Below are 24,216 nucleotides of genomic sequence, written 5' to 3'. Positions count from 1 at the left end.
AGACGTCTATAAGCGCACCTTGACGGGAACCGAACCGTTCTTCGTGGGCGCAGCTTAGAAGCGGAATGCTATGCCCAGAATCGGACCCTGCTCGACGACGTCGAAGACGAATCCATCGTTTTCGTAATTCACGCCCAGCGCACGGTAGCCCGCGACTGCCGAGATCGCATCATTGAATTTGTAGCCGACGCCCAAGGCCACGTCCCAGTCAACGTCGGCGCCGCCTCCACCGACGAGCCCCCATCCGGTGAGGTAGATCTCCGGTGTGAAGAAGTAGTTGCCCCTGATGCCGACGACGGCATCGGCCCAGGTCGCATTGTCGTTCGCTTCGATCCCGCCGAGGAGGCCGCCGTTGAATGAGATGGTTGTGTCGACCGACCACACCTTGATCCCGCCGACGACGTCTAGGTGCCCTGTTTGATCTTCGAGAACCGAGTAGCCCACACCCACAAGGCCAGAGAACACCTTCGACGTCACGTCGACGCTGTCGGCCAGGATGCCGTTTCGGGTGTTCCCGTCTGCTCCGAGCTTTGTGTAGATAATGTCGCCGAAGATGCTGTACCGCTCGTACCGGGCTTCACCCGCCCCCATGAAGGCGAAGTCAAGGTTCTTCAAGAGGTCGCCGAAGTCAGCGTCCACCTGAACTTCCGGCAATCCGAACTGCGCGATGTCGCCGGAAATCCCGGCGCCCCAGAAGTAGGGCGCGACGGTGAACGTCCATCCGCTGGGGCTTTCGATCGCTTTGGCGTCCGGCGCTAGCGGCGTGATGTCCGCCGTGCGGCCGGGCGATGCAACTCCCAAGCCCGCGCACAGAATGGCCGTACATACCGAAGTAGCCTTCATCATCATCCCTCACTCATCGGCGATGGACTTGCCACTGGATGTCCGGCCGAGATTCCCCTACGACACAAGCTGCCCGAATATCAGTAAAATGCTAAGTAACTTACTGTTACATCGGTCGTATAAAATTGTACTGCGCGACGAATGCAGCCCTTGGTAGCGTGATCAACCTGATGCGGTTCGTCGTCGTTGGAGACTATCGTCTTGCCAAACACGGCAAACCGTATCAGTATTTCAGCGAATTTGAATATTCTCGACCCCGCCTCTGACAATGCCTCGTGAGCAATCCTGCATCTGAAGGGATGTCCTGTGAACCTCCTCAGGGAACCACTGCTCCACTTCGTCGTCGGCGGCGCGTTGTTGTTTGCCGGATACGTATGGCTGGACCGCGAACGGACCGATGCCAGTGACCTCGAACCGGTCCGGATTGGTGAAGGCGAAGTACGGTGGTTGGAGGAGACCTGGGCCAACCAGTGGCTTCGCGCACCGAGTACTCAGGAGCTGCAAGAGCTTGTCGCCGATCTCGTGTCCGAGGAGTTGCTCGCCCGCGAGGCGCGGGAAATGGGTCTTGACAGGAACGACACGATCGTGCGGCGCCGTCTGGCACAAAAGCTGAAGTTCATAGTCGAAGATACCTCGGGTCTCATCGAGCCAAATGAAGCAGAGCTTCGACAATTCTATGAGGCCAACGTCGCCCGCTTCCAAAGCGGCGCGCGGGTGTCTTTCACACAAATCTTCTTCAACCCGGCGCTGCGCAAAGACGCCTCCTCGGATGCGAAGGCGGCGCTTGTCGAGCTAAAGCGCGCGCGCGATACCGACCTTGCGGCGATGCTTGGCGACAGATGGTTGCTTGACACCGAAGTCCGCGATGCAGATGAGCAGGCAGTATCCGGCATGTTCGGGCCGGATTTTGCGCGGGCGGTTTTCGCCCTCAAGCCCGGAATGTGGAGCGAGCCAGTCAAATCTGGATACGGCATTCATCTCGTCTCGATAGCAAACAGCAGCGCCGGGAGGCAGCCTCCCTTTGAGGAGGTTCGCGATGAGGTCCTGCAGGAATGGCGACGTGAGAAAGAAAAAGGCGCAAATCGGGACTACATTGCTCGACTTCGCGAGAAATACGGAGTCGTGCTCGATGACAGCGTGAAGGAACTGCTCGGCGCGGACCGTGTCGCTGACATGGCAGCAGCACCATGAGGCGGATCTGGAACTCCAGCGCTGTGTTAGTGCTGTTGACACTCAGCATTGGCCTTCTGTCGCTAGTCACTGCCTGCGCACATGAGGTACGTCCCGCCTACCTCGAACTCCGCGAGGAGATGCCCAACGAATACAGCGTTCTACTCAAGACGCCAATGCGTGGCGACGCACGGCTGGCGCTTTCTGCGGTATTCTCGGGCAAGATTGAGAACATCACGCCGATCGTCTCGCGCCCGACTGGCAACGCTATGGTTCAGACCTGGCGCATGCGGACGATCGAGCCGCTCCAAGGCCAACAGGTCTTGATCGAGGGCCTACGGAGCACCATGACAGACGCGCTGGTGCGGGTCGAGTTTGCCGCGGGCGGGGCATGGGTCGCGCGGCTAACGCCCGGCGCGCCGGAAGCCACCATTCCTGTGGCACAAACCCGCGGGATGGTGGCCGCCACTTATCTCAAGCTCGGGATTGAGCACATTCTGCTGGGGTTCGATCACCTGCTGTTCGTGCTTGCCCTTCTCATCATCACGCAAGGGATCTGGGCGCTCGTAAAGACCGTCACTTCATTTACGATTGCCCATAGCATCACGCTGGCGCTGGCAACACTCGGCTTTGTTCATGTGCCCTCGCCGCCCGTGGAGGCCGTGATCGCATTGTCGATCGCCTTTGTCGCGGTCGAGATCGTTCACGTTCGACAGGGGCGCAGAAGCCTTTCTGCGCGAGCACCTTGGCTGGTGGCCTTCGCCTTCGGGCTACTCCATGGCTTCGGCTTTGCCGGTTCCCTAAGTGAAATCGGATTACCCGTGGGACAGATTCCATTGGCGCTGCTGTTCTTCAATGTCGGGGTGGAGATCGGTCAGCTTCTTTTCATCGCAGCAGTGCTTGCACTTGCCGCGCTCATCCGATCGGCCAAGCGGCCTTTGCCTGCCTGGCTCCACCTCGTGCCGCCATACGCCATCGGCACGATCGCTATGTTCTGGGTCATCGAAAGGGTCGCGGCGTTCTAAGGTCATCAGGGGGATGGCACATGGATACCTCATTCGCGTTAGTTGCAGCTCGCGGGCCAGTGAGCGCCATCCTGGCCTGGCTGATACCCATGATTGCTGCTGCTTTCCTCGTCGTCCCGACGCTCGCTCACGCTTGCGTGCTCTGCTTGCCCTATCCTCAAGAGACGGAGGCCGATCAGGTCATTGGAAGTGGTACGGCGGTTTTTGCCGGCGAGAATCCGGTAAAGCCTTTCTCCTACGTGGTCCAGGAAACATTCAAGGGACATTACGACGGCAGCGCGATCCCTCTGTTCCTCGATTCGATGACAGGCCGCGCCCTCAGGCTCAATCCGATGCTTAGGGTCATTCTCGTTCAAAACCGCCCCGGCGGGATCTGGACGGGCCTAGGGCTGGCGGGAAGTGAATATCAAGGTGTGATGCGCCAGCTCGCTGATTGGGATGCCGGCTCGAAGACGCCAGCCGAACGCGCGATGTTCTTCGCCCCTTACCTTCGGCACGAAGATCGCCGGCTCGCGGAACTGGCTTTTCTGGAGGTCGGGCGCGCGCCCTACGCAACGCTGCGCAATCTCAAAACAAATGTGGGGCGAGATGATATTTATCGAATCGTCAACGACTTCTTTCATGTCGAATGGCATGGGCTCTACATCCTCATGCTCGGCACGTCGGACCGACCGGACGACATCGCCTTCGTGCGCGCAAAACTGAAGACCGCGGCGAAGTATAGGCTGACGACCAATCTCGCTGCTTACGCCACCGCGCTCATCGAGATGACAGGCGCGGACGGAGTGACGCGGCTTGCGGAAGAATATTTCGTTAAATCGGGTCGAAGTAACAGTGAGTTGCTCGAGATTGTGAAGGCGCTGTCCGTACAGGGGACAGGCGGGGCAGTCGAATTGCGGCCCTCGATCATCGATGCATATGAACGTTTGCTAGCGGTTCGTCCCGAGCTTGCCGGCCATGTCGCAAATGATCTGTTGGCCTGGAAAGTGACGCGTTTCGTGCCCCGGCTGCGTGAAATCTTGAATACTGGCATCGGGCTCGACGAAGCATCGCATTTTGCAGTCGCCACATACCTTTCAAGCGCCGACGACGGCGGGAGTTTCGAGGCTGGGCTTACTCCGTTCGATGATCTTCGATGAGCAGTTTCCAGGAAACACTTGGCTTGGCATGCGCAACCGAACAACATGGAGGAAACAATGAAAATCTATCACCCATTGCTGCTTGCTTCGGCCGTCATCCTTCTCGGAACCCTGACAGGCATATCACCTGTCGCGTCGCAGGACGACACGGCAGCCCTCGATTCTGGAACTCTCAACAAGGACGCCGCCGACCAGCTCTATCCGACCAAGCGGCCCTACTCGCCCTATGCGGGCCGAAAGTTCCCGACGCGGCCGCTTTTCGGCGACACGCATCTGCATACGTCCTTCTCTATGGACGCGGGCGCCTTTGGCGCCCGGCTGGGACCAAGGGACGCCTATCGCTTCGCCAGGGGCGAAGAGGTCACATCGTCCACTGGCCAGCCCGCAAAGCTGTCGCGACCGCTCGACTTCCTCGTCGTTGCCGATCATTCCGACAATATGGGCTTCTTCCCCGACCTGTTTGCCGGCAAGCCTGCGATGCTCGCCGATCCGACCGGCCGCAAATGGTACGACATGATTCAATCTGGCAAGGGGGCCGATGCAGCGATCGAGATCATCGTCGCTTTTTCCCATGGAACCTTCCCCAAGGATCTGATGTATTTTCCCGGCACGACCGCCTATCGGGGCGCCTGGCAGGAAACTATTGCAGCGGCAGAGGAGTACAACGATCCGGGCCGTTTCACCGCTTTCATCGGCTACGAATGGACGTCCAATACTGGCGGCAACAATCTGCATCGCAACGTCATCTTCCGCGACAATGGCGACAAGGCGAGCCAGGTTGAACCGTTTACGGTCTATCCTCCCATGGGCAGCGATAATCCGGTCGACCTCTGGAAGTGGATGGAAGCCTACGAAAGCAAGACCGGCGGAAACGTGCTGGCCATTGCACACAACGGCAACCTCAGCAACGGCACGATGTTTCCGATCGTCGAGGCTTTGGGAAAGCGACTCGACAGCCAATATGCCGAAACCCGCCTGAAGTGGGAACGGCTCTACGAGGCGACGCAGACCAAGGGCGATAGCGAGGCGCACCCTTTCCTGTCGCCCAACGATGAGTTCGCCGATTTCGAGCGATGGGATAAGGGGAACCTCGACGGGAGCGTCGCAAAGACCAAGGAGATGCTGGAGTTCGAATATGCGCGCTCGGCGCTGAAAAACGGCTTGAAGCTTGACAGGCAACTCGGGGCCAATCCGTACAAGTTTGGACTGATCGGCAGTAGTGACGCGCACAACTCGCTGAGCGCGCTGGAGGAGGACAATTTCTTCGGCAAGACAGTGCCCCAGGAGCCGAGCCGGCAGCGCACCACCGCCGCGTTCATCGATAACAAGCAAACCGGCGTTAAGATCATGGACTGGGAGGTTTCCGCGTCGGGCTACGCCGCCGTTTGGGCCATGGAGAACACGCGCGAATCCCTGTGGGATGCGATGGAGCGGCGCGAAACCTATGCCACGACCGGTCCACGCATGGCGGTGCGCCTGTTCGGCGGATGGGATTTCAACGCCGATGACGCCAACACCAGAAATCCCGCCATCGCCGGCTATCTCAAGGGCGTGCCGATGGGCGGCGACTTGGTGTCGGCGCCCGAAGGCAAGGCACCGACCTTCCTGGTTGCCGCCCTCAAAGACCCGATCGGCGCGAACCTCGACCGCTACCAGATCGTCAAGGGCTGGATCGACGCCGCCGGCGAGGTCCATGAAAAGATCTATGACGTCGCCTGGTCGGGCGACCGCAAGCCCGGCGTCGACGGCAAGCTGCCAGCGGTGGGTACCACGGTCGACATCAACAATGCGACGTGGAAGAACACGATCGGAGCGCCCGAACTGGTCGCCGTCTGGACCGACCCGGAATTCGACCCAGCGCAAAGCGCCTTCTACTACGGCCGGGTGCTGGAGATCCCGACGCCGCGGTGGACCGCCCATGACGCCAAATACTACGCCATAAAAGTGCCGCCGGAAGCCAGGATGGAAATCCAGGAGCGCGCCTACACATCGCCGATTTGGTATTCACCTGCGCCTTGAACAGGGCTATCGGATTTGCGGGTTGCGCTGCTCGTGCGTGCGATGCCGCCGCTCGCCTCGACGGTTGGATGACGAATTAAGCGCTTCACACATTCCTCTCGACCGAGGCCGAGGAATGTCGACAACAGCCTATGGACGGAGCGGCATTTGCGGAGTACGTTTAGTAGCAGACGCTTATATGTCGGGCATTCCGGCCGATGGGGAACAACTAAAGCCGCTGCCAAATAGGTGGCCGGTTCGATTCGCCTGCCTACATGCCTAGGTGACCTCTCACTGCTCAAGATATACACGCTGAACTGGTGTTGTGCCAGTGGTGCGTTCAGCGAAATGTGGTCGGGGAAACCATCTCGGGGTCTGGGGCCGAGCGGGTCAGCGGCTCTCGCGTCGTTCCGCCTCGACCACAGACGCATTTTCGAAGCCTGCACAAAATGACTCCGGATCAGGTCGATACCTGACGAACGTTCAAGGGAGGCTACCTCGATGAGGACGACAGCGCAAACGGCTATGCTGGCACTGATCATTGTGTCTGGAACGGGTCCGAACGCAAAGGCTGGCGAAGCGGAGGCCAAGGAGCTGGTCAAAGCCATGTCCGACTATCTGGCGGGACAAAAAACCGTCTCGTTCGCCTACGATACCAGTTTCGAGGTCGTCACCACAGAACATCAGAAACTGCAATTGGCGAGTTCAGGCAAGGTTGGAATGGCTCGCCCCGACAAGATTCGCGCCACACGGTCCGGCGGGTTTGCCGATGTCGAGATAACCTTCGACGGAAAGTCCCTGACGCTGATGGGCAAGGACGTCAATCTCTACACCCAGTTCGAAGTGCCCGGTTCGATCGACAATCTGATCGAGGAGTTGAGAACGAAGCATCACCTGCCCGTACCGGGCGCTGATTTACTTCTGTCAAACGTCTACGACGAGTTGATGCGCGACGTTGTCGATGTGAAGGATCTCGGCAGCGGTGTGATTGCCGGCACTGAGTGCGATCATCTCGCGTTTCGGACGAAGGACGTCGACTGGCAGATATGGATCGCCCAAGGGGAACAGCCGTACCCATGCAAATATATCATCACGTCCAGTCAAATAGACCAGGGGCCACAATACAGCGTCCAGTTCAGCGAATGGAAGAGCGGTGCAGAATTGGACGCGGAGGATTTCAGCTTTAAGCCCCCGACGGACGCCAACAAGGTCGACGACCCGAAGCAACTTATCGATATCGATGAGCTGCCAGATAACTTTGTCGGAGGAGATGCCAAATGAACATATCGACGAAACTCAAAATCGCCGTGCTGGCGGGGATGGTGGCGTTGTTCGGGCTGGAACTGGGATCGGAGCTTTCAATTCCGGGCGTGCACAGTTTTGTGGCGACCAGCGAAGCGAGGGTTGGACGACCCCTTACGCCAGTCAGCGTCGCCGGGGTGGCACGGCGCACGGTGCGGCGCTGCGCGGCCGGTGTTTACTACTGCTAGGGTTTTGCCTCAATGCTTATCAAACCGTCCCGGAGGGCTTCGATCGGTGAGGTAAACGCGCCATGAAACCGGAAATAACAAAAGAAAAGAGCATACGTGATGAAGCTGGCGCTGGTCAGCGGCCGATAAGCCGCCGCGAGGCACTCAAGGCAGCAGGACTGGCCGGAGCCGCGGCTCTGTCAACGGCTACCGTGTCATCGGCGCAAACGGCTGAGGAAACACCAGCCGCGGCCAATGCGAAAAACCCTTATGGTGGGGTGCCGAGCGGCGGGATCACGCTTCCACCCTACTACCGACCCACTCCGAGCCTTGTGAGCAACAACGTGTATTATCCGGGCCAGGAACAGCTCGGACCCGATGAGATGCGGATTGCCTTCATCGGCAGTACGCCGATCCCGGTCACGCGTGCACAGGCCGGCACCTGCATCATGGTGGAGCTCGGAAACGGGAAGCGGTTCTTCTTTGATTTCGGCTCCGGCTGCGTGCGCAACATCATCGCGATGGCCGTGCCGTTGTCGGTGGTCAACGACATCTTCTTCACCCACCTTCACGTGGATCACTACGCGGACCTGCCGTATCTATTCGCCTTCGCCCCGTGGATGGGGCGCTGGAAGCCGCTGCGCGTGCATGGTCCATCTGGCCGCACGCCCGCGGACGGCATCAAGACGATGATCGAGGGGATGAAGATGATGACACGTTGGCATACGGACTCCTTCAACGCTTGTCCGATCGGCGACGGCTACGAGGTCGAGGTCAACGAGTTCGATTTCCGGGACGACAACGGTGTCTGCTACGACAAGGACGGCGTGACCATCCGCCACTGGCGGCGTTCGCACACCAAGGACGGCGCCTCGGCATACAGGCTCGACTGGAATGGGTTATCGTTCGTCTGGACCGGCGACGGTCGACCGGACGAACGCTCTTTGGAATTGGCGAAGGGGGTGGACGTGTTTGTGACCGAGGTGCAGCCGGACACGGCCAACCTCCAGGCGATGAAAATGGGCATGCCGTCCGTCATCATGAGCACGACAATCGACCAGGCTCACAGCCCCCACTACGCGGTGGGCTATATGTTCGACAAGATCCAGCCGCGCCTCGCGATGGTCACCCATACGACGTACGACGAGGAGTTGATCCCGGAGATCACGGCCGGGATCCGCGTTCACTACAGCGGATTGTTCCAGTTCGGCGCGCCAGACGTCGTGGTCGTCAATGTCACCAAGGACGCAATTTGGACGCGCAAGGCTGCAATCCCGGATGCCGGCAACATGGCACGCCCAAGCCCCGCAGAGGCGGTCGAACTGTTCGGCCTGACGCCGACAAATCTGAAGGTCACGTTTCCAAATCCCCGAAATCCGCTTGCTGACCAATTGGAGGCGGAAATACTCAACGGGGACATCGACCCCAAGAAATATTACCCACCGGATGTGTATCGCCAACCGAACAAGGATTACCCGAGGGACTACACGATCGATGTCCGCGAAATGGCTCTGGTGAAGGCAAAACAGGCCCAGACGAAGCTCTCGGAAAAGGCCGCGCAAATCCAGGCCATCATCGACGCTATTGAAGGAAGCAGGGAGTAGCGATGGATCGTGTAATCACCTCCCCGCCAAGCGATACCGAAGCGGCGTCGTTCTGCGCGCCCCAGCAATCTGCCGCGCAGGCGGTGCCGGTGACCGTCCTCACTGGCTTTCTCGGAGCAGGCAAGACGACACTCCTGAACCGCATTCTCAATGGCGGTCACGGCCTTCGGGTCGCGGTGCTGGTGAACGACTTCGGTTCGATCAACATCGACGCCGAGCTGGTTGTCGGCATTGAAAGCGACGGGGATGTCATCAATCTCGCCAACGGCTGTGTATGCTGCAACATCCGGGAGGATCTGGTCGCAGCGGTGACGCAGGTGATGGCTCGTCCTGAAAAGCCCGAATTCGTCCTGCTCGAGGCCAGTGGGGTGGCCGATCCTTCCGGAATCGCACTAGCTTTCATGAACGAAGATTTGCGCGACCGCATCAGGCTGGACAGCATCATGTGCGTCGTGGACGCAGAGCAGATCTTTGCTGCGCCGGAGATGATGGAACTAAAGCTCCGCCAAGTGGCATTTGCAGACATGCTCATCCTCAACAAGGTCGATCTCGTCACCCAGAAGGAGATCGAGCGGATCAAGGCATGGCTCGACGACCGGTTCCACCGCTATCGGCTCGTCCAGACATCCCGCGGAGACGTGCCTTTGGAAATCCTGCTATCGGTGGGTCGGTTCGATCCTTCCCGGCTCGATGGCACATCTTCTCGTGACCATAACAGCCATCCTCACGACTGTGATGGACATGATTGTGAGCATAGCGCTCAAGGCCATCGGCATGACCACTTGCAAGCCTTCAAGACATGGAGCTACGAGACGGACGCGCCACTTTCCCTGGAACCATTGCGGGAAGCGGTGCGCAAGCTTCCTGCCAGCGTCTACCGATGCAAAGGCGTTGTGTATACGGCCGAAGAACCGGGCCGGCGGGTCATTCTTCAGGTTGTCGGCAAGCGAGTTGATATCACAGTCGGGGACGAATGGAATGGCAAAGAGCCACTAACCCGGATAATCGCCATCGCAGCACGTGATGGCCTGGATGGAGTGGACCTTCGCGCGACTTTTGACAGATGCCGTTGTAGCTCCGTTTCATAGCATAGCAGCCATGTCGGAAGGTGGGATCGTTCCTGTCGAAGCCAGTTTGGCTATTGGACGGCTACACGACGGGTTTCGGCAGGCACGAGAGCAACTGGATTCAGAAGGTACCGGGCAAGGAATGTTCACGACGCTGCAACACTCAGGGTCGATGCCTGTCGATTAATGGCGTTTATGTGATTGAACTTCAGCGTGTCGACGTACCGATCCGGCTCACAGAGATCTCGCGGCCGTGCCGACAGCTCTGGACGCTCGGCGGATCCTTATATCGACGCTAGCTGATTGATGGATCTTCTCAGGGTGGCTGCTCCAGAATGAAACCAGCAGCTCGGCCGATCTGAGATCGGCCCATTCGGCCAGATTGGCCGAGAGCAGATGCGACTATCAGGCACCAAAGACATCATGGACGGAGAGGGCGCGCATTGGTGGTCGCGCGTGCCCAATAACGCCGCAACCGCTGCTTCATCCATTGATGGGATGGATTGTCAAGCGCGTAGTAACATGCGATCCCCACAGCCATGCACGCAACGAAGACGACGGCGAAAACGCTCAGCTGCTGGCTAAGCGACGCGTCCTTAGGCTCAAACCCGGTTTTGTCAAGGATGTACTTGCAGTAAGCAATGGTGATCACATGCGAGAGGTAGAGAGCATAGGAGGCATCGCCGATGTAACGAAGAAACTCGACCTTCCGTTGTCTTCCATTGCGCTCGCACGAAAGTGCACCTGCCAACAGAAGTGCTGCGGGTAATCCCCACATTAAGACTCTTCGAGATCCGCCCACGGGCGGTCCCACCCAGAACGAAAGCGCGACACCTGCTACGCCCAATGCGATAAACAGCATGTCCGCGTTTTTTGGAAGAGCCTTGCCGGAGAGGTACCAGACGGCGATGAAAATGCCCGCGAGAAACTCCAACAGCAATGGCGAGGCGACCACGTTCAGGGAGGCGACTTCGCTGGAGAGAAATCGTGCCAGCATCAACGTTCCCAAGGTCACCGTGAGATAGGTTAAGCGATGCCTCTTCTTCAGGACCAACCCGGACGAGAAAATGAGATAGAAGTACATTTCTATGTTGAGCGTCCACCCCACGGCAAGCGCTGGTCCATCAGCTCCGTTCCGGGCGGAATAAGGAATAAACAACAGCGATTTCGCAAGCTCAGGAAAGGTCGGGGACGCCTCATCAAATGACCCTGGAGACAGCGTCGCCCCAACGACAAATATTATGGTGAAGAGCCAATAGAGCGGGACGATCTTGATAATTCGATGCGAAAGAAACTCGGCGGGCTTCACACGTTTCCCGGCCGTAACCGACCACATAATGAAGCCGCTGACGACGAAAAACAAATCGACGCCAGCCGCGAGCGGCCGCCACCCCCAGCCGAAGATGAAACCGATATGATAGACAACGACTGCTGTTGCGGCGAACGCTCTGAGATATTGAACCGGGTAGATCATGTCCCCTCGTGCGCTGAGCCTCGCATTGCGCATTGTCCCCCTCCTTCCGAACGTCGCTGTTCGTCGATAGCCTTCACTCGTCGATCTGCCAGCTCAGCTGTTGCAGCGTTCGCCAGCTTCCTGCCGTGTTGAAGAGGTTCGTGGATGAAGAGGCTGGTTATCTGCGCCTCAAAAGGCCAATGCGAATACGGGAGGTCATTCGATATCATAGCCGGCCGTTTTGCTTGTTGGGTGGGCTCTCTTGGAAAACGCGCGCCCGCGAAAGCTTCAAAGCCTCGAAATGATTGACGCGCTGGATAGAATTTTTCAGGAGTGTAGTCGGAAAATTGATTTCCAGCTGCAGCGTCCGCCGCCAGTGATGTATGTCGACTGCAGTGAGCCGGGTGTTCTACGTGGGTTGCCAAAGGCATTGAAATCGGACTGACAGAGCTTCGTTCATGCACCGACGGGTGCCGTCCGGATAACGGCAGAAGGAAACTCGAGGGCACCGCAACGGCGACAATCAGCTTGATAGGTCTTCTTCTTAAGCCAAGTTTCAACTTGCCACACCACACATTCTGCACTCTGCAAGCAGGAAAGAGAATGGTAGCGAATCCCAGACTTCCTTATAACTCGTCTAAAGGGACTACTCGGCAATGACCTGCCTCTCACTAATTCGGCCATCGACCTAAGCGAAATAGGTCAGGCGGCACTCGATCGATTGATGAAAGGCATTTGCAGCCATCTCAGCGGACAACCCGCGGCCCGGGTCGCCGTGGCTTCGTAGTGCTAACATCAGCGTCTTGTGATATTGTGCCGAGCTGTTGTCGGTGGCCAAATTCACGAGAACGTGCGTCATGATGACAATGACGGTTTTATTACTCACTGTGTCCTTTGCCGTCACGTGGGCTCAGCTTGGCGACATCGACGATCCCGAACAATTTCTGGGCAATGTCCAGCGAGACGCGGGCAATGCAGATAGCGATGTGCCGAATATCTTCGGCCGCGTCGGCTGGGAGATGGCGGATATTGGAAAAGAGTTGGATCGCGTTCGCTCGGAAGCCCAGGTCTTAACCGCAGCTGCGGCATTGGAGCAATGGATCATCGCATCACGAAATAGTGCCCACTCCAGCGGGGTGATGCCAATGCCGCCGGCGCTTCGTCAAACGCTCGGAAACTTTTACGACGAGCAGATCTATGACATGGCAGCTTTCAAAATTGGTGGTAGCGCCCCCCTGAACCTCGCAGACCTGGCCATTCGATATGGCGGTGCAGACGCGGTTACATTGATCGACACCGTTATTTTCAAGGATCAAGCTGCAGCAAACGATCCTGGGCTATGGGTTCATGAGCTTAAGCATGTTGAGCAGTTTCGGAACTGGGGAACGCGCAGTTTTTCCATACGGTATTTGAGAAACTGGAAATCTGTTGAGGACGAGGCATACGCAGCCACTGACCGGTTCAATACGATCCAACGAAGGAGAACGCCACAGACCCGCTCGCCCAACGTCATTCAGCCGACGCCCACTGTACCTCAAGCCGTAGAGCCTCGGGCCCAATGCCGTCGGCTGTAGTATAGGAAATTCCAAGCGCCGCGGTTGGTCGTCGCCTAGCTGCGCGACACGCGATTTGCCCGCCATCGCTTCGAACGGGTGTCGCGGACTTGTTTCGACGCGCATTGCTCAATCGAAATACACGATCAGCAATGACGATCTGCAATGGCTTGACGCGCGTTGAAGGCTATCGGTTCAAGGCTGACTGTGAGTGGAGCGGTCGTATCGGTTCATTGTCTCCGAGGAGAGGTCCGTGCTGCATTACTCAACTATGCAATCCTTGGCTGATCCATTCCCAGATGTCTGAACCTCGTAAATCCGAAGGGCGCTCTACCCTTTCGGGGAGCGCCCTTCGCCAACCCGGATAGCTTCAAACGCGCGACAAGATCGCTGCAGGATGCCATCACATTTGGGTGGTAGCCTCCATATGTGTCGTCGGAAGGAGAATTCAATAGGTCGGCGGCTCCCAATCAGGTTTCACATAATGCATGATCTCAATGGCCTCGCCGGTCATGCGGTGATCAACGTCCAGACAGCCACCCAGATCGCATCCTCAGTGAAAAGCAGGCGGTTCCTTCAAACAAAACCGCCGGTCATGACGGCTGACCAACATGTGTCCCAAGCCTTCATTTCGATGCAGGTGATAGTTGTGGTTGCGTGAAATGTCTCCGCCATGTCTCTCAAGCGGCGCCGATGATCGCCGCATAAATGTCGAAGACGGGATTTGATAGCCACTTGGGGCGCATGTATTGCCGGATGTTGTCGACGGTTCAGTTCGCGCGAGTCTGGCTTCCACCGTCAAGCACAGCCGCGAGCGAAAACCCCCGGCTGCCCTGCTGCGCCCTGTAAGCCTGAGCAACCGCTCTGACAGGACCTAGCTTATGCCGCTTCAGGAATGCGAGCGATGACCTTGATTTCGAAATCAAAACCGGCGAGCCAGTTCACACCGATTGCGGTCCAGTTGGGATAGGGCGGACTGCTGAAGATCCGGTTCTTGACTGCCATGATGGTCGCGAACTGGTTTTCGGGATCTGTGTGGAACGTGGTCACATCGATAATGTCGTCGAAGGTGCAGCTTGCCGCTTTCAGCGTTGCCCTTAGGTTGTCAAAGGCCAGTTCGACCTGACGCCCGAAATCAGGTTCGGGAGTCCCATCGGAATGACTGCCGACCTGCCCGGAGACGAAGAGGAGGTCGCCTGAGCGAATCGCGGCTGAGTAGCCGTGTGCTTGATAAAGTGCGTGCCTATTGGCAGGAAAAATTGCGTCGCGTTGCGTCATCTGTCGCTCTTTCTTCATCTTGGTGGGTGGCACTCGATGAGCAAAACGCTGCTTGCGGAGCTTCACAGGCTGTCGCATCATTGATATACGCCACGTATGCCAAGTATCAACATACGCCTCGTATGTCAACAAATATACGTCGCGTATGTGAAAACAGGAGTCATGATGGCAAAGCGACGCGTCGAGATGATGGAGGAGACCCGCGCAAAGCTGGTTGCGGCCGCGCGAAAGGCATTTGCGGAAAAAGGCTACGCAGCCGCCTCAATGGACGAGCTGACCGCCGAGGTCGGCCTCACTCGGGGCGCGCTTTATCACAACTTCGGGGACAAGCGTGGACTTCTGGCTGCCGTCGTCAACCAGATAGACGCTGAAATGGCCTCGCGAGCACAGGAGATCGGCGGCCGAGCGGAAAACACCTGGGAAGGGCTGCTTACTGAGGGTACGGCCTATATCGAAATGGCGCTCGATCCCGAAGTACAGCGGATCGTTCTGCTCGACGGGCCAGCGGTCCTCGGAGATCCATCGCAATGGCCTAGTCAGAGCAACTGCTTGCAGGCGACAAAGCAGACGGTAACGCGGCTGATTGCGCAAGGAATCTTCAAGCCAGTGGATGCAGAGGCGGCCGCTCGGCTTCTGAATGGCGCCGCGCTCAATGCGGCTCTCTGGATTGCGGCCACCGAACATCCGAAGGATGTCTTCCCGAAAGCCGCCCAGGCTTTCCGTCATCTGGCCACAGGTCTGCTTGCAAATGATGATCTCATCCACGCTGCACCCGCTCCCTCATAGCGGACCCCGTCGCTCGACCGTTGGCGTCGCGTGCTCTCTACGGCCCGGAACGACATGAACCGCGATCACGCGCCACGGCAGCAGGATGCGAAATGTCTACATTTCCTGCTTCAATGCGACCGCAACTCTGCCCTCCGGAGAATCCGGGGATCGCAGGACAGGGCAGGTGCGGGATTGTCGAGCGGACCGTGAAGTAGGAGCGCGACCCCCCAAGCCGCCAAGGAACCTAGTTTGCGCTGCTGGTACCGTGGGTAAGAAGGTGTCGAATTGCCTCGGTGAAAGAAGTTCCTGCCGCTTGCAAGCCTTCGAAATCGTGAACCAGCACGGACGATTTTTTGTGACCCTCTGTCGGATCGGCGTCTCCTCAAACGTCATTTGAATGCGACCACGAATTCGATGATGGGAGAATGACTTATCAACGCCGTGACGCTTTCTGTTCGAAACCGGAGGAAATCATGATGATGAAACTATATGGATTAGGTCCGACGCGCTCGCTTCGCGCACTTTGGGCCCTTCAAGAGCTTGATGCGGAATTCGAGTTTGTTCCCGTCAATCTCCTGGCTGGCGAAAACCGTCGCCCCGACTTCCTGCGCCTCAATCCTGCCGGAAAACTCCCAGTACTGGTTGACGGCGACCTTGTACTTACAGAATCCGCCGCGATCGTCATGTATTTAGCAGAGAAGTATGGCGCCAAGGGGCTCATGCCCGCCGACCTAAGGGAGCGGGCACGTGCGTATCGCTGGTCTATGTTTGCGGTCACCGAACTTGAACAGCCGTTGTGGCGGATCGCCAAGCACACCTTTATATATCCCGAAGACAAACGACTGCCAGAAGACATAGCTCTAGCCAGAGAGGAGTTTATGGCGATGGCGGCAATTCTGGAGCATCACATGGACGGGCGCCAGTTCATCGTCGGCGATAAAATAACCATAGCTGATTGCGTCACCGCCTATGTCGTGGACTGGGGCAATGAAAATGGGCTGGTTGACGGCTATCCAAATCTCAAAGCTTATCTTGAGCGGATGTACGCGCGTCCCAAGGCGCCGCAGCGCATCGCCGAAGCCCTCGCAAACCTCCAACCTGCTGCCTGATCGATATCTTCGGAAGTGCGCTCGGTGGCAGGCTGCATGCTACCGGAAGTGTGTACCGAGAAACTGCGGACCTACCTGCGCAGCCGGCTTGCCGATCACCGCTGCCGTGACCTGAAGAATACGACGAGGGCTCGTCCAAAAGGTTCAAAAATGGCGAGCCCTGTCGCACCTCGTGCCGCGGGAGCTCATCTCAATTCCCGCTGCACTGAGAATCACGGTCTTTGTGTCCCAGTGAAAAAATGATGCCAAAAGTCAGCGCGGGGGCAAACTAGCTAAAAAGGATTAGTACGGTCGCGCACTTTCAGCGGAGGTGCCGCCGGGTGCTTCAGAAGCCAAATGCCTCTTTCTCAGGCATCGACAGTCTCAAATGTCGTGGCTTCATGAAAGCATTTGGGCCGCAGAATCAGCAATGACAGCGACCGTGCGCGTCTCCATGTCGCCAATCGACCAGCTGCCATCTTCGTCGCGTCTTACGCTGGCTTATTCGAAATATCACCCTGGTCTCTGTTTTTCGGCGAGCGGAATCGCGGTCACGTCAATGTTTTCATCGCCGGCGATGCTAGCCATTAGCCGCTCCAGGCTTTGCTCGTTGGTAACACCGTGCTGATAGAAATAGATGATCTGGCTTGCGAGTTGGTCGCGCTCACAATCGCTCGTTATGTGATGGGTAGTACAGATGCGATCGAAGATTCTCTTGCAGATCTCAACATCGTCGTTCTGCAAAGGCATTTCACGGGCAGAGAAATGGTCTCTGGTCATAGTTGGTTCCTCAAAACTCCCTAAGAAGCCAACAGAAACCCCGCCAGAAGCGGGGTAGGTACCTCACGAAGTTATTGCGACAAGGGCTCGTCTAGAGAGGGGACGAAGGCGAGCCCAAGCCATCAGTCTAGTGCCCAAGGGGTGATCCCCACAGCACTAGCGCGCACGTCGACTTCAACGACTGGAGGGCGCTGAAAAAGCGTGCCACCAACAACGCGCGTGAGCAGGAAAAGTTCCCGGGTATTAAGCGCATGCTATGCGGGCAGTCTCTCAACACCCAGCGTGGTAAACATCGACGCCAGCATGACGTCTCTCGCCGGACCGTGGCAGACGCGTTCAGCGTCCTGCCCGCAAGACCTGTCTTGCCAGATCGATGAAGGCGCGCAGCTTCGGCTGGACTTGAGTGCGCTGCGGAAAATAAAGGAAAAGACCAGGCGTCGTCGGCAGGAACTGCTCAAGCACACGAACAAGTTGGCCGGCGCGCAATTCCGCTTCTACGGCGATATCGGCGACATAGGCGAGGCCAAGGCCGGCCCGTGCCCAGGAGACGAGCAGCGCACCGTCGTTGACGATCAGGCTACCCGGCGGGTCGACGGAGAAGCTCCGGCCGTCGCGTTCGAATTCCCACCTATAGAGCGCGCCCGAATTCGGAAAACGATACCGAATTGCCTCATGGCCCGCCAGGTCCAGTGGTGCCTCCGGTCGGCCGCGAGCGGCGAGATATGCAGGGCTCGCCACGACCGCCCAGGTAATGTCCCGGGAAAGACGCACGGCGACCATGTCGCGCTCGACATACTCGCCGATGCGGATGCCGGCATCGAAACTGCGTGCGGACAGGTCGACTGTCGCATCCTCGACCGCCACCTCGACTGCAACCCTCGGATAAGCGCGCCTCAAGGCGGGAACGACAGGCTCCATAACCAACGGCACCGCCATGCGCGGCACTGTGAGGCGCAACAATCCCGACGGTTCGTGCACTGACGCGACGTCCTCGACTGCGGCGATGATTTCGGCGGCTGCAGGAGCGGTGCGCGCCAGCAGAGCCGCGCCGGCCTCCGTCAGGCCCACGCGCCGTGTCGTGCGGCTGAACAAAGGCGTCCCAAGCTTTTCTTCGAGGGACTTCACCGCCTGGCTCACGGCAGCCGGAGACACACCCAGTCGCGCAGCCGCTGCGGTGAAGCTGCCCGCCGCCGCCGCCGCAAGGAAAGCTGAGAGGCCGTAGAATGGATCCGGTCGCAAGCTCATGCGCCGATTATTAACCCATGCTTTAAAATGCTGAAAGCAGATCGGGATTTTTCCCTTGGATTTCCTCGGTTAGGCTCTGCCCATCGACAGTAGAGGAGAATAGGACATGACCGACGCAATTGTATCCGACACAATGGTTCTGCCACGCCGGGACATTCTCACTGGCATGCTTGTTGCTGGCGCAACGGTTGGCGGGGGGTTCGCCGCTAAACCGGCAGCGGCGCAGACTCCTGGCGTCCTTCAGGGCAAGGTCGCAATCGTTACCGGGGGAACGTCTGGCATCGGCGCGGTGACCGCCGGCGTCTTAGCTCACGCCGGAGCCAAGGTTGCGTTCAACGGCCGGCGAGAAGCACTCGGGCGCGAAGTGGAGGGACGGATTCGGGCCACTGGCGGCGAGGTCGTCTATATCAAATCGGACGTGCGCGACGCCCATCAGGTCGAGCGTTTCGTGGCTGAAACAGTCGAGCGTTACGGCCGCCTCGACATCGCCTTCAACAATGCTGGGATCGACCTGCCGCCAGCGCCAATCGCCGACACCGATATTGCCGGCTTCGATGATCAGATTGCGACGAACCTGCGCGGTGTCTTCGTCGCAATGAAATACGAGCTGCCGCATCTCGTCCGCTCCGAAGGGGTGATGATCAACATGGCCTCGATCGGCGGCCGGCATGCCTTTCCAAACATCGTCGCCTACGGAGCTTCAAAGGCTGCCGTCATCCACATGACCCGCGCCGCTGCACAGGAGTACGGACGGCACGTACGCATCAATGCCATCGCGCCCGGCGCGATCGAGACGCCGATGCTCGAGCGGGTGCGGCGTGACTGGAAAGTGACGACCGAACAACTCGTTGGCCCCTACCCTATGCGGCGCGCCGGCACGCCGGAGGAAGTTGCCTCCCTGGTCGTTTTCCTCGCCAGCGATGCCAGTTCCTATATAAGCGGACACGTCATCGGGATCGACGGCGGCGATCTTGCTTAGTTTTCTGTGCTCCGAAAGCGGACGTCACCAATCCCGATGTTCATGCTAACATTATGAAGTTGGCATTGAGGGTGATCGTTTGGTCGAACCGATTTCGCAAGAGCAATTTTCGGCGCTGAAGCGGAACGCCGTTCTTTCGAATGGGGTCCGGCTCGCCTATGTCGAGATCGGCGACCCTGACGGCGTGCCAATCCTCCTGCTCCACGGATTTACCGACAGCGCCAGGAGTTGGAGCCTCGCCGCACCATATCTCGCGACAGGCTTTCGCGTGGTTGCGCCGGACCTGCGCGGCCACGGGCATTCTGACAGACCTGAGGGCTGCTACACGATACCCGAGATGGCAACTGATGTCCGGTTCCTCATAGAGGCGCTGGGTCTTGTGCCGACGCACGTCGTCGGCCATTCGCTTGGTGGGCGGCTTGCGCAAGCGGTCGCTGAGCGCTGGCCTCGTCTCGTCCGCAAAATCGTCCTCATATCGACCTCAGCCGCGCTGCGCGAACGTCGGGGCTGGTTGTGGGAAAACATCCAGATGCTCCGCGATCCGATCGATCCAGAAAGCGCATTCATGCGGGAATGGTGTCGTGGAAAAACTCCGGTCGACGCGAATTTTCTTGCCCATGCTCGACGCGAAAGCGCCGCGTTGCCGTCACGCATCTGGCATTCGATATATTACGAGCAGCTTGCCTATGACCCGTCGCAACTTCTCCGGGATATTTCGGCGCCGACCCTCATCCTGCGAGGCGAGGAGGATATGATCGCGACCAAGGAACATCAGGCCCAGATGCGGCAAGCGATCGCCGGCGCGCAGCTCATTTCTCTTCCCGGCCACGGCCACAACCTCCATTGGGAAGACCCTGAACGAGTGGCCGTCCTAGTTCGGACTTTTCTGGAACGCCCATGATAAGCCGGAACTGAGTTGCATTGGGGCCTATGTGACGGATTCCCTCGGGAACCGCAATCCGCCCGCAAGCTGTCTCAGAGGAACGATCTCCGGATCTGAGCTCCATGTCCAGGTGCTGTTCCTGGCCTATCAACCATCCGGAGTCGGCCTGGACATGATGCTCGTCATCAGCCGCGGCACCGCCCAGATCCTTCGAAATGGCAGCAGCGCATTGCCAGCAGCACGCAACTCGCATCGGCACGAAAGAGACCGGTGCGCGGACGCACCGGCCTCTTTCGATTGCGAAACGGCAAAAGCCGTCTATTGCGCGGCTTCTTCGATCAAGGCGGCGACGACTTGCGGCTTCGAGGTCATCACAACATGGGAAGCGCCCTCGACCACGACAGTGTGCTTTGAGCCTGCCCGCTCCGCCATGAAGCCCAGCGCCTTTGCCGGGATATTCTTGTCGCCGTCGCCATAGATGAACCATGAAGGCAAGGTTTTCCAGGCGGGCTCGCCGGATTTCTCGGTCAGTGCCGCCTCGGCGATCGGGCGCTGTCCCGCCGCCATAAGAGCGGCCTGTTCCGACGGCACGTCGTGAGCAAACTGCTGGTGGAACTTTGCCTTGTCGATGTAAAGGTCGACGCCGCCATCGGGCAATTTGACGGGGGGCGCGAGCGCTTCGCCAAGGGTGCCACCCGGAAATTTGCCGGCCAGGTCCGCTGCCGCTTCTCCAGCTTCCGGTGCGAAGGCTGCGACATAAACGAGCGACTTGACCTTGTCGTGACCCTTTGCCACGTTCGAGATCACTTGCCCGCCATAGGAGTGGCCGACGAGGACGACGGGTCCCTCGATACTGCTCACGACGTTTGAGACATATGCGGCATCACTCGAAACACTGCGCAGTGGGTTGGCCGCGGCGACGACCGGATAGCCGTCCTTTTCGAGAATTTGGATGACGCCGTTCCAGCTCGAAGAGTCGGCAAATGCGCCATGCACGAGGACGACGGTGGGCTTGGCCGGCTGTGCGGCAGCGGCACCTGCGAAAAGGGCGCCAATAAGGGTGAGGGCGGTAGCAAACCTGGACATGTCATTTCCTTCTATCGTTGGTGGTTTCAGGTCCCGGAATGGCTCGGCCGTTTTTAAGTGATGTTCGGCTTTTAAGGCGAAACGTCGGCACCGACATTGGCGAAGCAGCATCCCATTGTGTACGATTTGATTGTGCACAATCCAAATAGGCGAGCTTGGTTTTGCAGTCAATAGCTTGCAAACAGATCGCGCACAAAATATTTTCAGAAAGAAGGGGATGCCATGAACGCCAACGCAGCCGATATTGAACTCGACCTCCCTGATATCGAATAAATGCTATGCTTTTCCATCTATTCGGCGGGCCACGCCTTCAGCCAGCTCTATCGGCCCCTGCTTGCCGATCTTGGTCTTGCCTACCCTCAGTTTCTGGTTTTGGTTTCGCTCTGGAGCCGCGACGGACGCACCGTCAAGGAACTCGGAGAGGCTTTGTTCCTCACTCGCACACGCAATCGGCAGGACGGGCGCCAGGTGCTTCTTAACCTCACGGCTGAGGGTCAAGCGCTTAAGGATCGTACCGCGCCGGTTCGAAGTGCATCGGCGAGGTTGTGGGGATTGATGCCGAGACGGCGCGAAAGATCAAGGTCGCAATCGGAGCTATCCGCGACGCAATCTACAAGAGGGCGTAGAATGAGCCAAATCGCATGGAACGATGCCGAAGTGAAGAAGCTTAAGTCCTCCGAGACGGCGCAATCGCGCTGATCGGCGGGGTAACAAGCAAAGGCTCCTCTGCCTCGTGTGATTACCATATGAACTTTGTTTGCGTTTCCAGCCGGCCGCACTTTTCCATATGCCGGCAGGATCGCAAGGGATCATCTGAATGAAGGCCCATTCCGGACACTTTCTTTTCATTTGACGCTCCCTAGTTGTTATCTCGCTAACCAAAGCGAAACCTGATTGAAAAAATTACCTTGAGCATGTTAGCAATTCTCAACAGCCTGAGGTGGGAATGAGAGATTCTAATGTGGCTGCGTTTATGAACAGTCAAGCTGATGAATTTGTTTCTTATTATGGCAATAGCCTGAGACTGGTAAAATGCTCTGCAAAGGTTGCGCAGGCCTACAGAATCGTAGCCGCCGCAGATGCGACTCTTTGGCAGGTATATCCAGAGCTGTTGGACCCCGACCGCAAATCGCGTGTCGAGGCCGTGCTTGCCGGCAGCATGCCGTGCAATATTGCGATTGAACCTGGCGCGTCCGACGAGGGGCGCAATCTTCTCCTCTTCAGCACGGAACGGGGACTCGGCGTCATCGAGACGCGAAACGAGGCGGCTCGTTCGAAGGCGCCGCATGGAGATGCAGATCGAGCTTTGCTTCTTCATCAGGCTCGGCATGACGCATTGACGGGACTGGCCAACCGTCGCCAGTTCAGCAGCGACCTTCAGGCGAATCTCCCGATGCTTGCCGGGTACAAGCTTGCATTGATGCAGATCGATCTCGATGACTTCAAGCCGGTCAACGACACCCTTGGTCATGGCGCCGGCGATATCGTGCTCAAGATGACGGCGGAACGGATCCAAGCCGTTCTTCGCGACGGTGAGACCGCCTACAGGCTCGCAGGCGATGAATTTGCCGTCATTCAATCCTGTGACGACCAGCCCGCTGAAGCAGAGCGTCTGGCCGAATCCTTGGTCCGGGCGTTCAAAGATCCGTTTACCATCGACGGGATCAGTGTGTTTGTGGGCGCAAGCGTAGGAATTGCCATTGCCCCGATTGACGGCAACGACGGCGAACAATTGATGAAGGCCGCCGACATTGCGCTCTACGCGGCCAAGAATGACGGAGGCGGCCGCGCGAGAACGTTAAACCGCTCGATGATGATTATGCTGGAACAGCGTGAGATGCTGAGGCGCAGCTTACGCGTTGCCCTCCAGGAACAACAATTCTTCATTGAGTATCAGCCGCTCGTCGAGATTGCAGACGGGATCATAGGCTTCGAGGCCCTCCTGCGCTGGCGTCACCCTTATGCTGGCGTCGTTCCGCCGAGTCTTTTCATTCCCATGGCCGAAGCCGATGGCCTGATGGGCGATATTGGAGCGTGGGTACTCGAACAGGCTTGCCGTGAGGCGTCGACCTGGCCCTCGCATTTTATCGTATCGGTCAATCTTTCTCCGGCGGAATTCCTGCGCGCCGGCTTTACCGACCGAATAACCCGGATCCTCGACGAGGTTGGGTTCCCGGCCGATAGGCTGGAGCTCGAAATAACCGAAACCGTCTTGCTTGAGCGCACGACCAACAACCTCGACACGCTCCACACCCTTGAGGTCTTGGGCACCCGGATCGCGCTCGACGACTTTGGCACTCGCTATTCGTCGCTGAGCTACTTACAGAGCTTCCCGTTCGACACGATCAAGATCGACAAGCACTTCATCAATGATGTCGAGACGAACCCGAAGAGCCAGACGATCGTTCGCTTCATCATCGGCCTTGCGCATGGATTGGGGATGCGGGTTACGGCAGAAGGCGTCGAGACAGCCGGTCAAGCGGGTTGGCTTAGCAGAAGAAAATGCGACCGACTGCAAGGAAACCTCTTGGGCGCCCCGATGTCTGCCGAAGCGATTGCCGATTTTCTGCGTCAATCGTCGTTCGAGATGCTTTAATGTTTACCAAGCTCGCTCCCGCCGGCAGGCGCGTCCTTCGACCTCAAATCACACACAGGCGATGCGCGCACCTTTTTGATCGTCAAAAGGAGAAAGCCGCAAGACAGCGGAAGATGAGGCGATATCCGCTGCCATCCGGCGCGTGCCCGACAGCAACAACTCCCCACCTCTTTTGACCGAGCCCCTGAATCA

General features: G+C 58.1%; 20 protein-coding genes and 1 pseudogene. 15 read left to right on the top strand and 6 right to left on the bottom strand.

Annotated elements, in window-relative coordinates:
- Positions 1–54: 54 nt before the first annotated feature.
- Positions 55–843: a hypothetical protein gene (locus BLP23_RS16735; protein WP_092586130.1), complete on the bottom strand. Its 789-nt coding sequence runs from the start codon at positions 841–843 to the stop codon at positions 55–57.
- Between the two features lie 306 nt (positions 844–1,149).
- Here BLP23_RS16735 and BLP23_RS16730 point away from each other — a divergent pair, with 306 nt between their 5' ends.
- The 8 genes from BLP23_RS16730 to BLP23_RS16695 all read left to right on the top strand — a co-directional run bounded on the left by BLP23_RS16730 (position 1,150) and on the right by BLP23_RS16695 (position 10,336).
- The gene (locus BLP23_RS16730) at positions 1,150–2,034 is read left to right on the top strand and encodes a peptidyl-prolyl cis-trans isomerase (RefSeq protein WP_092585933.1); all 885 of its coding nucleotides are present in this window, start codon (positions 1,150–1,152) and stop codon (positions 2,032–2,034) included.
- Positions 2,031–3,038 carry a HupE/UreJ family protein gene (locus BLP23_RS16725; protein ID WP_092585932.1) on the top strand — a complete coding sequence of 336 codons (1,008 nt, stop codon included), beginning with the start codon at positions 2,031–2,033 and terminating at the stop codon, positions 3,036–3,038. The genes BLP23_RS16730 and BLP23_RS16725 overlap by 4 nt, the downstream gene beginning before the upstream one ends.
- A 20-nt stretch (positions 3,039–3,058) precedes the next feature.
- Positions 3,059–4,177, top strand: a complete 1,119-nt coding sequence (locus BLP23_RS16720) for a hypothetical protein (RefSeq protein ID WP_139187074.1) — start codon at positions 3,059–3,061, stop codon at positions 4,175–4,177.
- A gap of 57 nt (positions 4,178–4,234) precedes the next feature.
- Positions 4,235–6,196 carry a DUF3604 domain-containing protein gene (locus BLP23_RS16715; RefSeq protein WP_092585928.1) on the top strand — a complete coding sequence of 654 codons (1,962 nt, stop codon included), beginning with the start codon at positions 4,235–4,237 and terminating at the stop codon, positions 6,194–6,196.
- Between the two features lie 504 nt (positions 6,197–6,700).
- Positions 6,701–7,456, top strand: coding sequence for a DUF2092 domain-containing protein (locus BLP23_RS16710; RefSeq protein WP_233426732.1), 756 nt, complete (start codon positions 6,701–6,703; stop codon positions 7,454–7,456).
- Entirely contained in the window at positions 7,453–7,665 is a 213-nt protein-coding gene (locus BLP23_RS16705; RefSeq protein WP_092585925.1) for a hypothetical protein, read from the top strand. Before BLP23_RS16710 ends, BLP23_RS16705 begins: the two co-directional genes overlap by 4 nt.
- Before the next feature lie 62 nt (positions 7,666–7,727).
- Positions 7,728–9,248: a guanitoxin biosynthesis MBL fold metallo-hydrolase GntH gene (gene gntH / locus BLP23_RS16700; RefSeq protein WP_092585924.1), complete on the top strand. Its 1,521-nt coding sequence runs from the start codon at positions 7,728–7,730 to the stop codon at positions 9,246–9,248.
- Between the two features lie 2 nt (positions 9,249–9,250).
- Positions 9,251–10,336, top strand: coding sequence for a CobW family GTP-binding protein (locus BLP23_RS16695; RefSeq protein WP_092585923.1), 1,086 nt, complete (start codon positions 9,251–9,253; stop codon positions 10,334–10,336).
- Positions 10,337–10,736: 400 nt separating this feature from the next.
- Here BLP23_RS16695 and BLP23_RS16690 read toward each other — a convergent pair whose 3' ends face one another.
- A complete protein-coding gene (locus tag BLP23_RS16690) occupies positions 10,737–11,822 on the bottom strand; it encodes an acyltransferase family protein (protein WP_092585921.1) in 1,086 nt (361 codons plus the stop codon).
- Between the two features lie 803 nt (positions 11,823–12,625).
- On the opposite strand from BLP23_RS16690, the gene BLP23_RS16685 reads away from it, so the two are divergent.
- Positions 12,626–13,342, top strand: a complete 717-nt coding sequence (locus BLP23_RS16685; RefSeq protein ID WP_092585919.1) for an eCIS core domain-containing protein — start codon at positions 12,626–12,628, stop codon at positions 13,340–13,342.
- A gap of 858 nt (positions 13,343–14,200) precedes the next feature.
- Here BLP23_RS16685 and BLP23_RS16680 read toward each other — a convergent pair.
- Complete coding sequence (locus BLP23_RS16680; protein WP_167363919.1) at positions 14,201–14,599, bottom strand: RidA family protein; 399 nt, start codon at positions 14,597–14,599, stop codon at positions 14,201–14,203.
- 165 nt (positions 14,600–14,764) lie between these two features.
- On the opposite strand from BLP23_RS16680, the gene BLP23_RS16675 reads away from it, so the two are divergent.
- Complete coding sequence (locus BLP23_RS16675; protein ID WP_092586128.1) at positions 14,765–15,385, top strand: TetR/AcrR family transcriptional regulator; 621 nt, start codon at positions 14,765–14,767, stop codon at positions 15,383–15,385.
- 458 nt (positions 15,386–15,843) lie between these two features.
- Positions 15,844–16,476 (top strand): glutathione S-transferase family protein, encoded by a 633-nt coding sequence (locus tag BLP23_RS16670; protein ID WP_092586127.1) that lies wholly within the window; start codon positions 15,844–15,846, stop codon positions 16,474–16,476.
- 492 nt (positions 16,477–16,968) lie between these two features.
- Here the strand turns inward: BLP23_RS16670 and BLP23_RS16665 are convergent, their stop codons facing one another.
- Positions 16,969–17,235: a hypothetical protein gene (locus BLP23_RS16665; RefSeq protein WP_092585918.1), complete on the bottom strand. Its 267-nt coding sequence runs from the start codon at positions 17,233–17,235 to the stop codon at positions 16,969–16,971.
- A 336-nt stretch (positions 17,236–17,571) separates the two neighbouring features.
- Positions 17,572–18,480, bottom strand: coding sequence for a LysR family transcriptional regulator (locus tag BLP23_RS16660; protein ID WP_092585916.1), 909 nt, complete (start codon positions 18,478–18,480; stop codon positions 17,572–17,574).
- A 106-nt stretch (positions 18,481–18,586) separates the two neighbouring features.
- On the opposite strand from BLP23_RS16660, the gene BLP23_RS16655 reads away from it, so the two are divergent.
- Together BLP23_RS16655 and BLP23_RS16650 are read left to right on the top strand one after the other, a co-directional pair.
- Positions 18,587–19,459 carry an SDR family NAD(P)-dependent oxidoreductase gene (locus BLP23_RS16655; protein WP_092585914.1) on the top strand — a complete coding sequence of 291 codons (873 nt, stop codon included), beginning with the start codon at positions 18,587–18,589 and terminating at the stop codon, positions 19,457–19,459.
- A 79-nt stretch (positions 19,460–19,538) separates the two neighbouring features.
- Entirely contained in the window at positions 19,539–20,360 is an 822-nt protein-coding gene (locus tag BLP23_RS16650; protein WP_092585913.1) for an alpha/beta fold hydrolase, read from the top strand.
- 300 nt (positions 20,361–20,660) lie between these two features.
- On the opposite strand, the gene BLP23_RS16645 is transcribed toward BLP23_RS16650, so the two are convergent.
- Positions 20,661–21,428 carry an alpha/beta fold hydrolase gene (locus BLP23_RS16645; RefSeq protein ID WP_092585912.1) on the bottom strand — a complete coding sequence of 256 codons (768 nt, stop codon included), beginning with the start codon at positions 21,426–21,428 and terminating at the stop codon, positions 20,661–20,663.
- A gap of 273 nt (positions 21,429–21,701) precedes the next feature.
- Between BLP23_RS16645 and BLP23_RS34570 the strand changes: the two are divergent.
- A pseudogene (locus BLP23_RS34570) lies at positions 21,702–22,054 on the top strand (MarR family winged helix-turn-helix transcriptional regulator).
- Between the two features lie 320 nt (positions 22,055–22,374).
- Positions 22,375–24,024, top strand: a complete 1,650-nt coding sequence (locus tag BLP23_RS16635) for a putative bifunctional diguanylate cyclase/phosphodiesterase (RefSeq protein ID WP_233426730.1) — start codon at positions 22,375–22,377, stop codon at positions 24,022–24,024.
- Positions 24,025–24,216 lie beyond the last annotated feature (192 nt).

The organism is Rhizobium mongolense subsp. loessense (assembly GCF_900099775.1).
Classification (GTDB): Bacteria; Pseudomonadota; Alphaproteobacteria; order Rhizobiales; family Rhizobiaceae; genus Rhizobium; species Rhizobium loessense.
The sequence above is the reverse complement of the archived record's forward strand: the minus strand, read 5'-3'. Positions and strand labels throughout refer to the sequence as shown.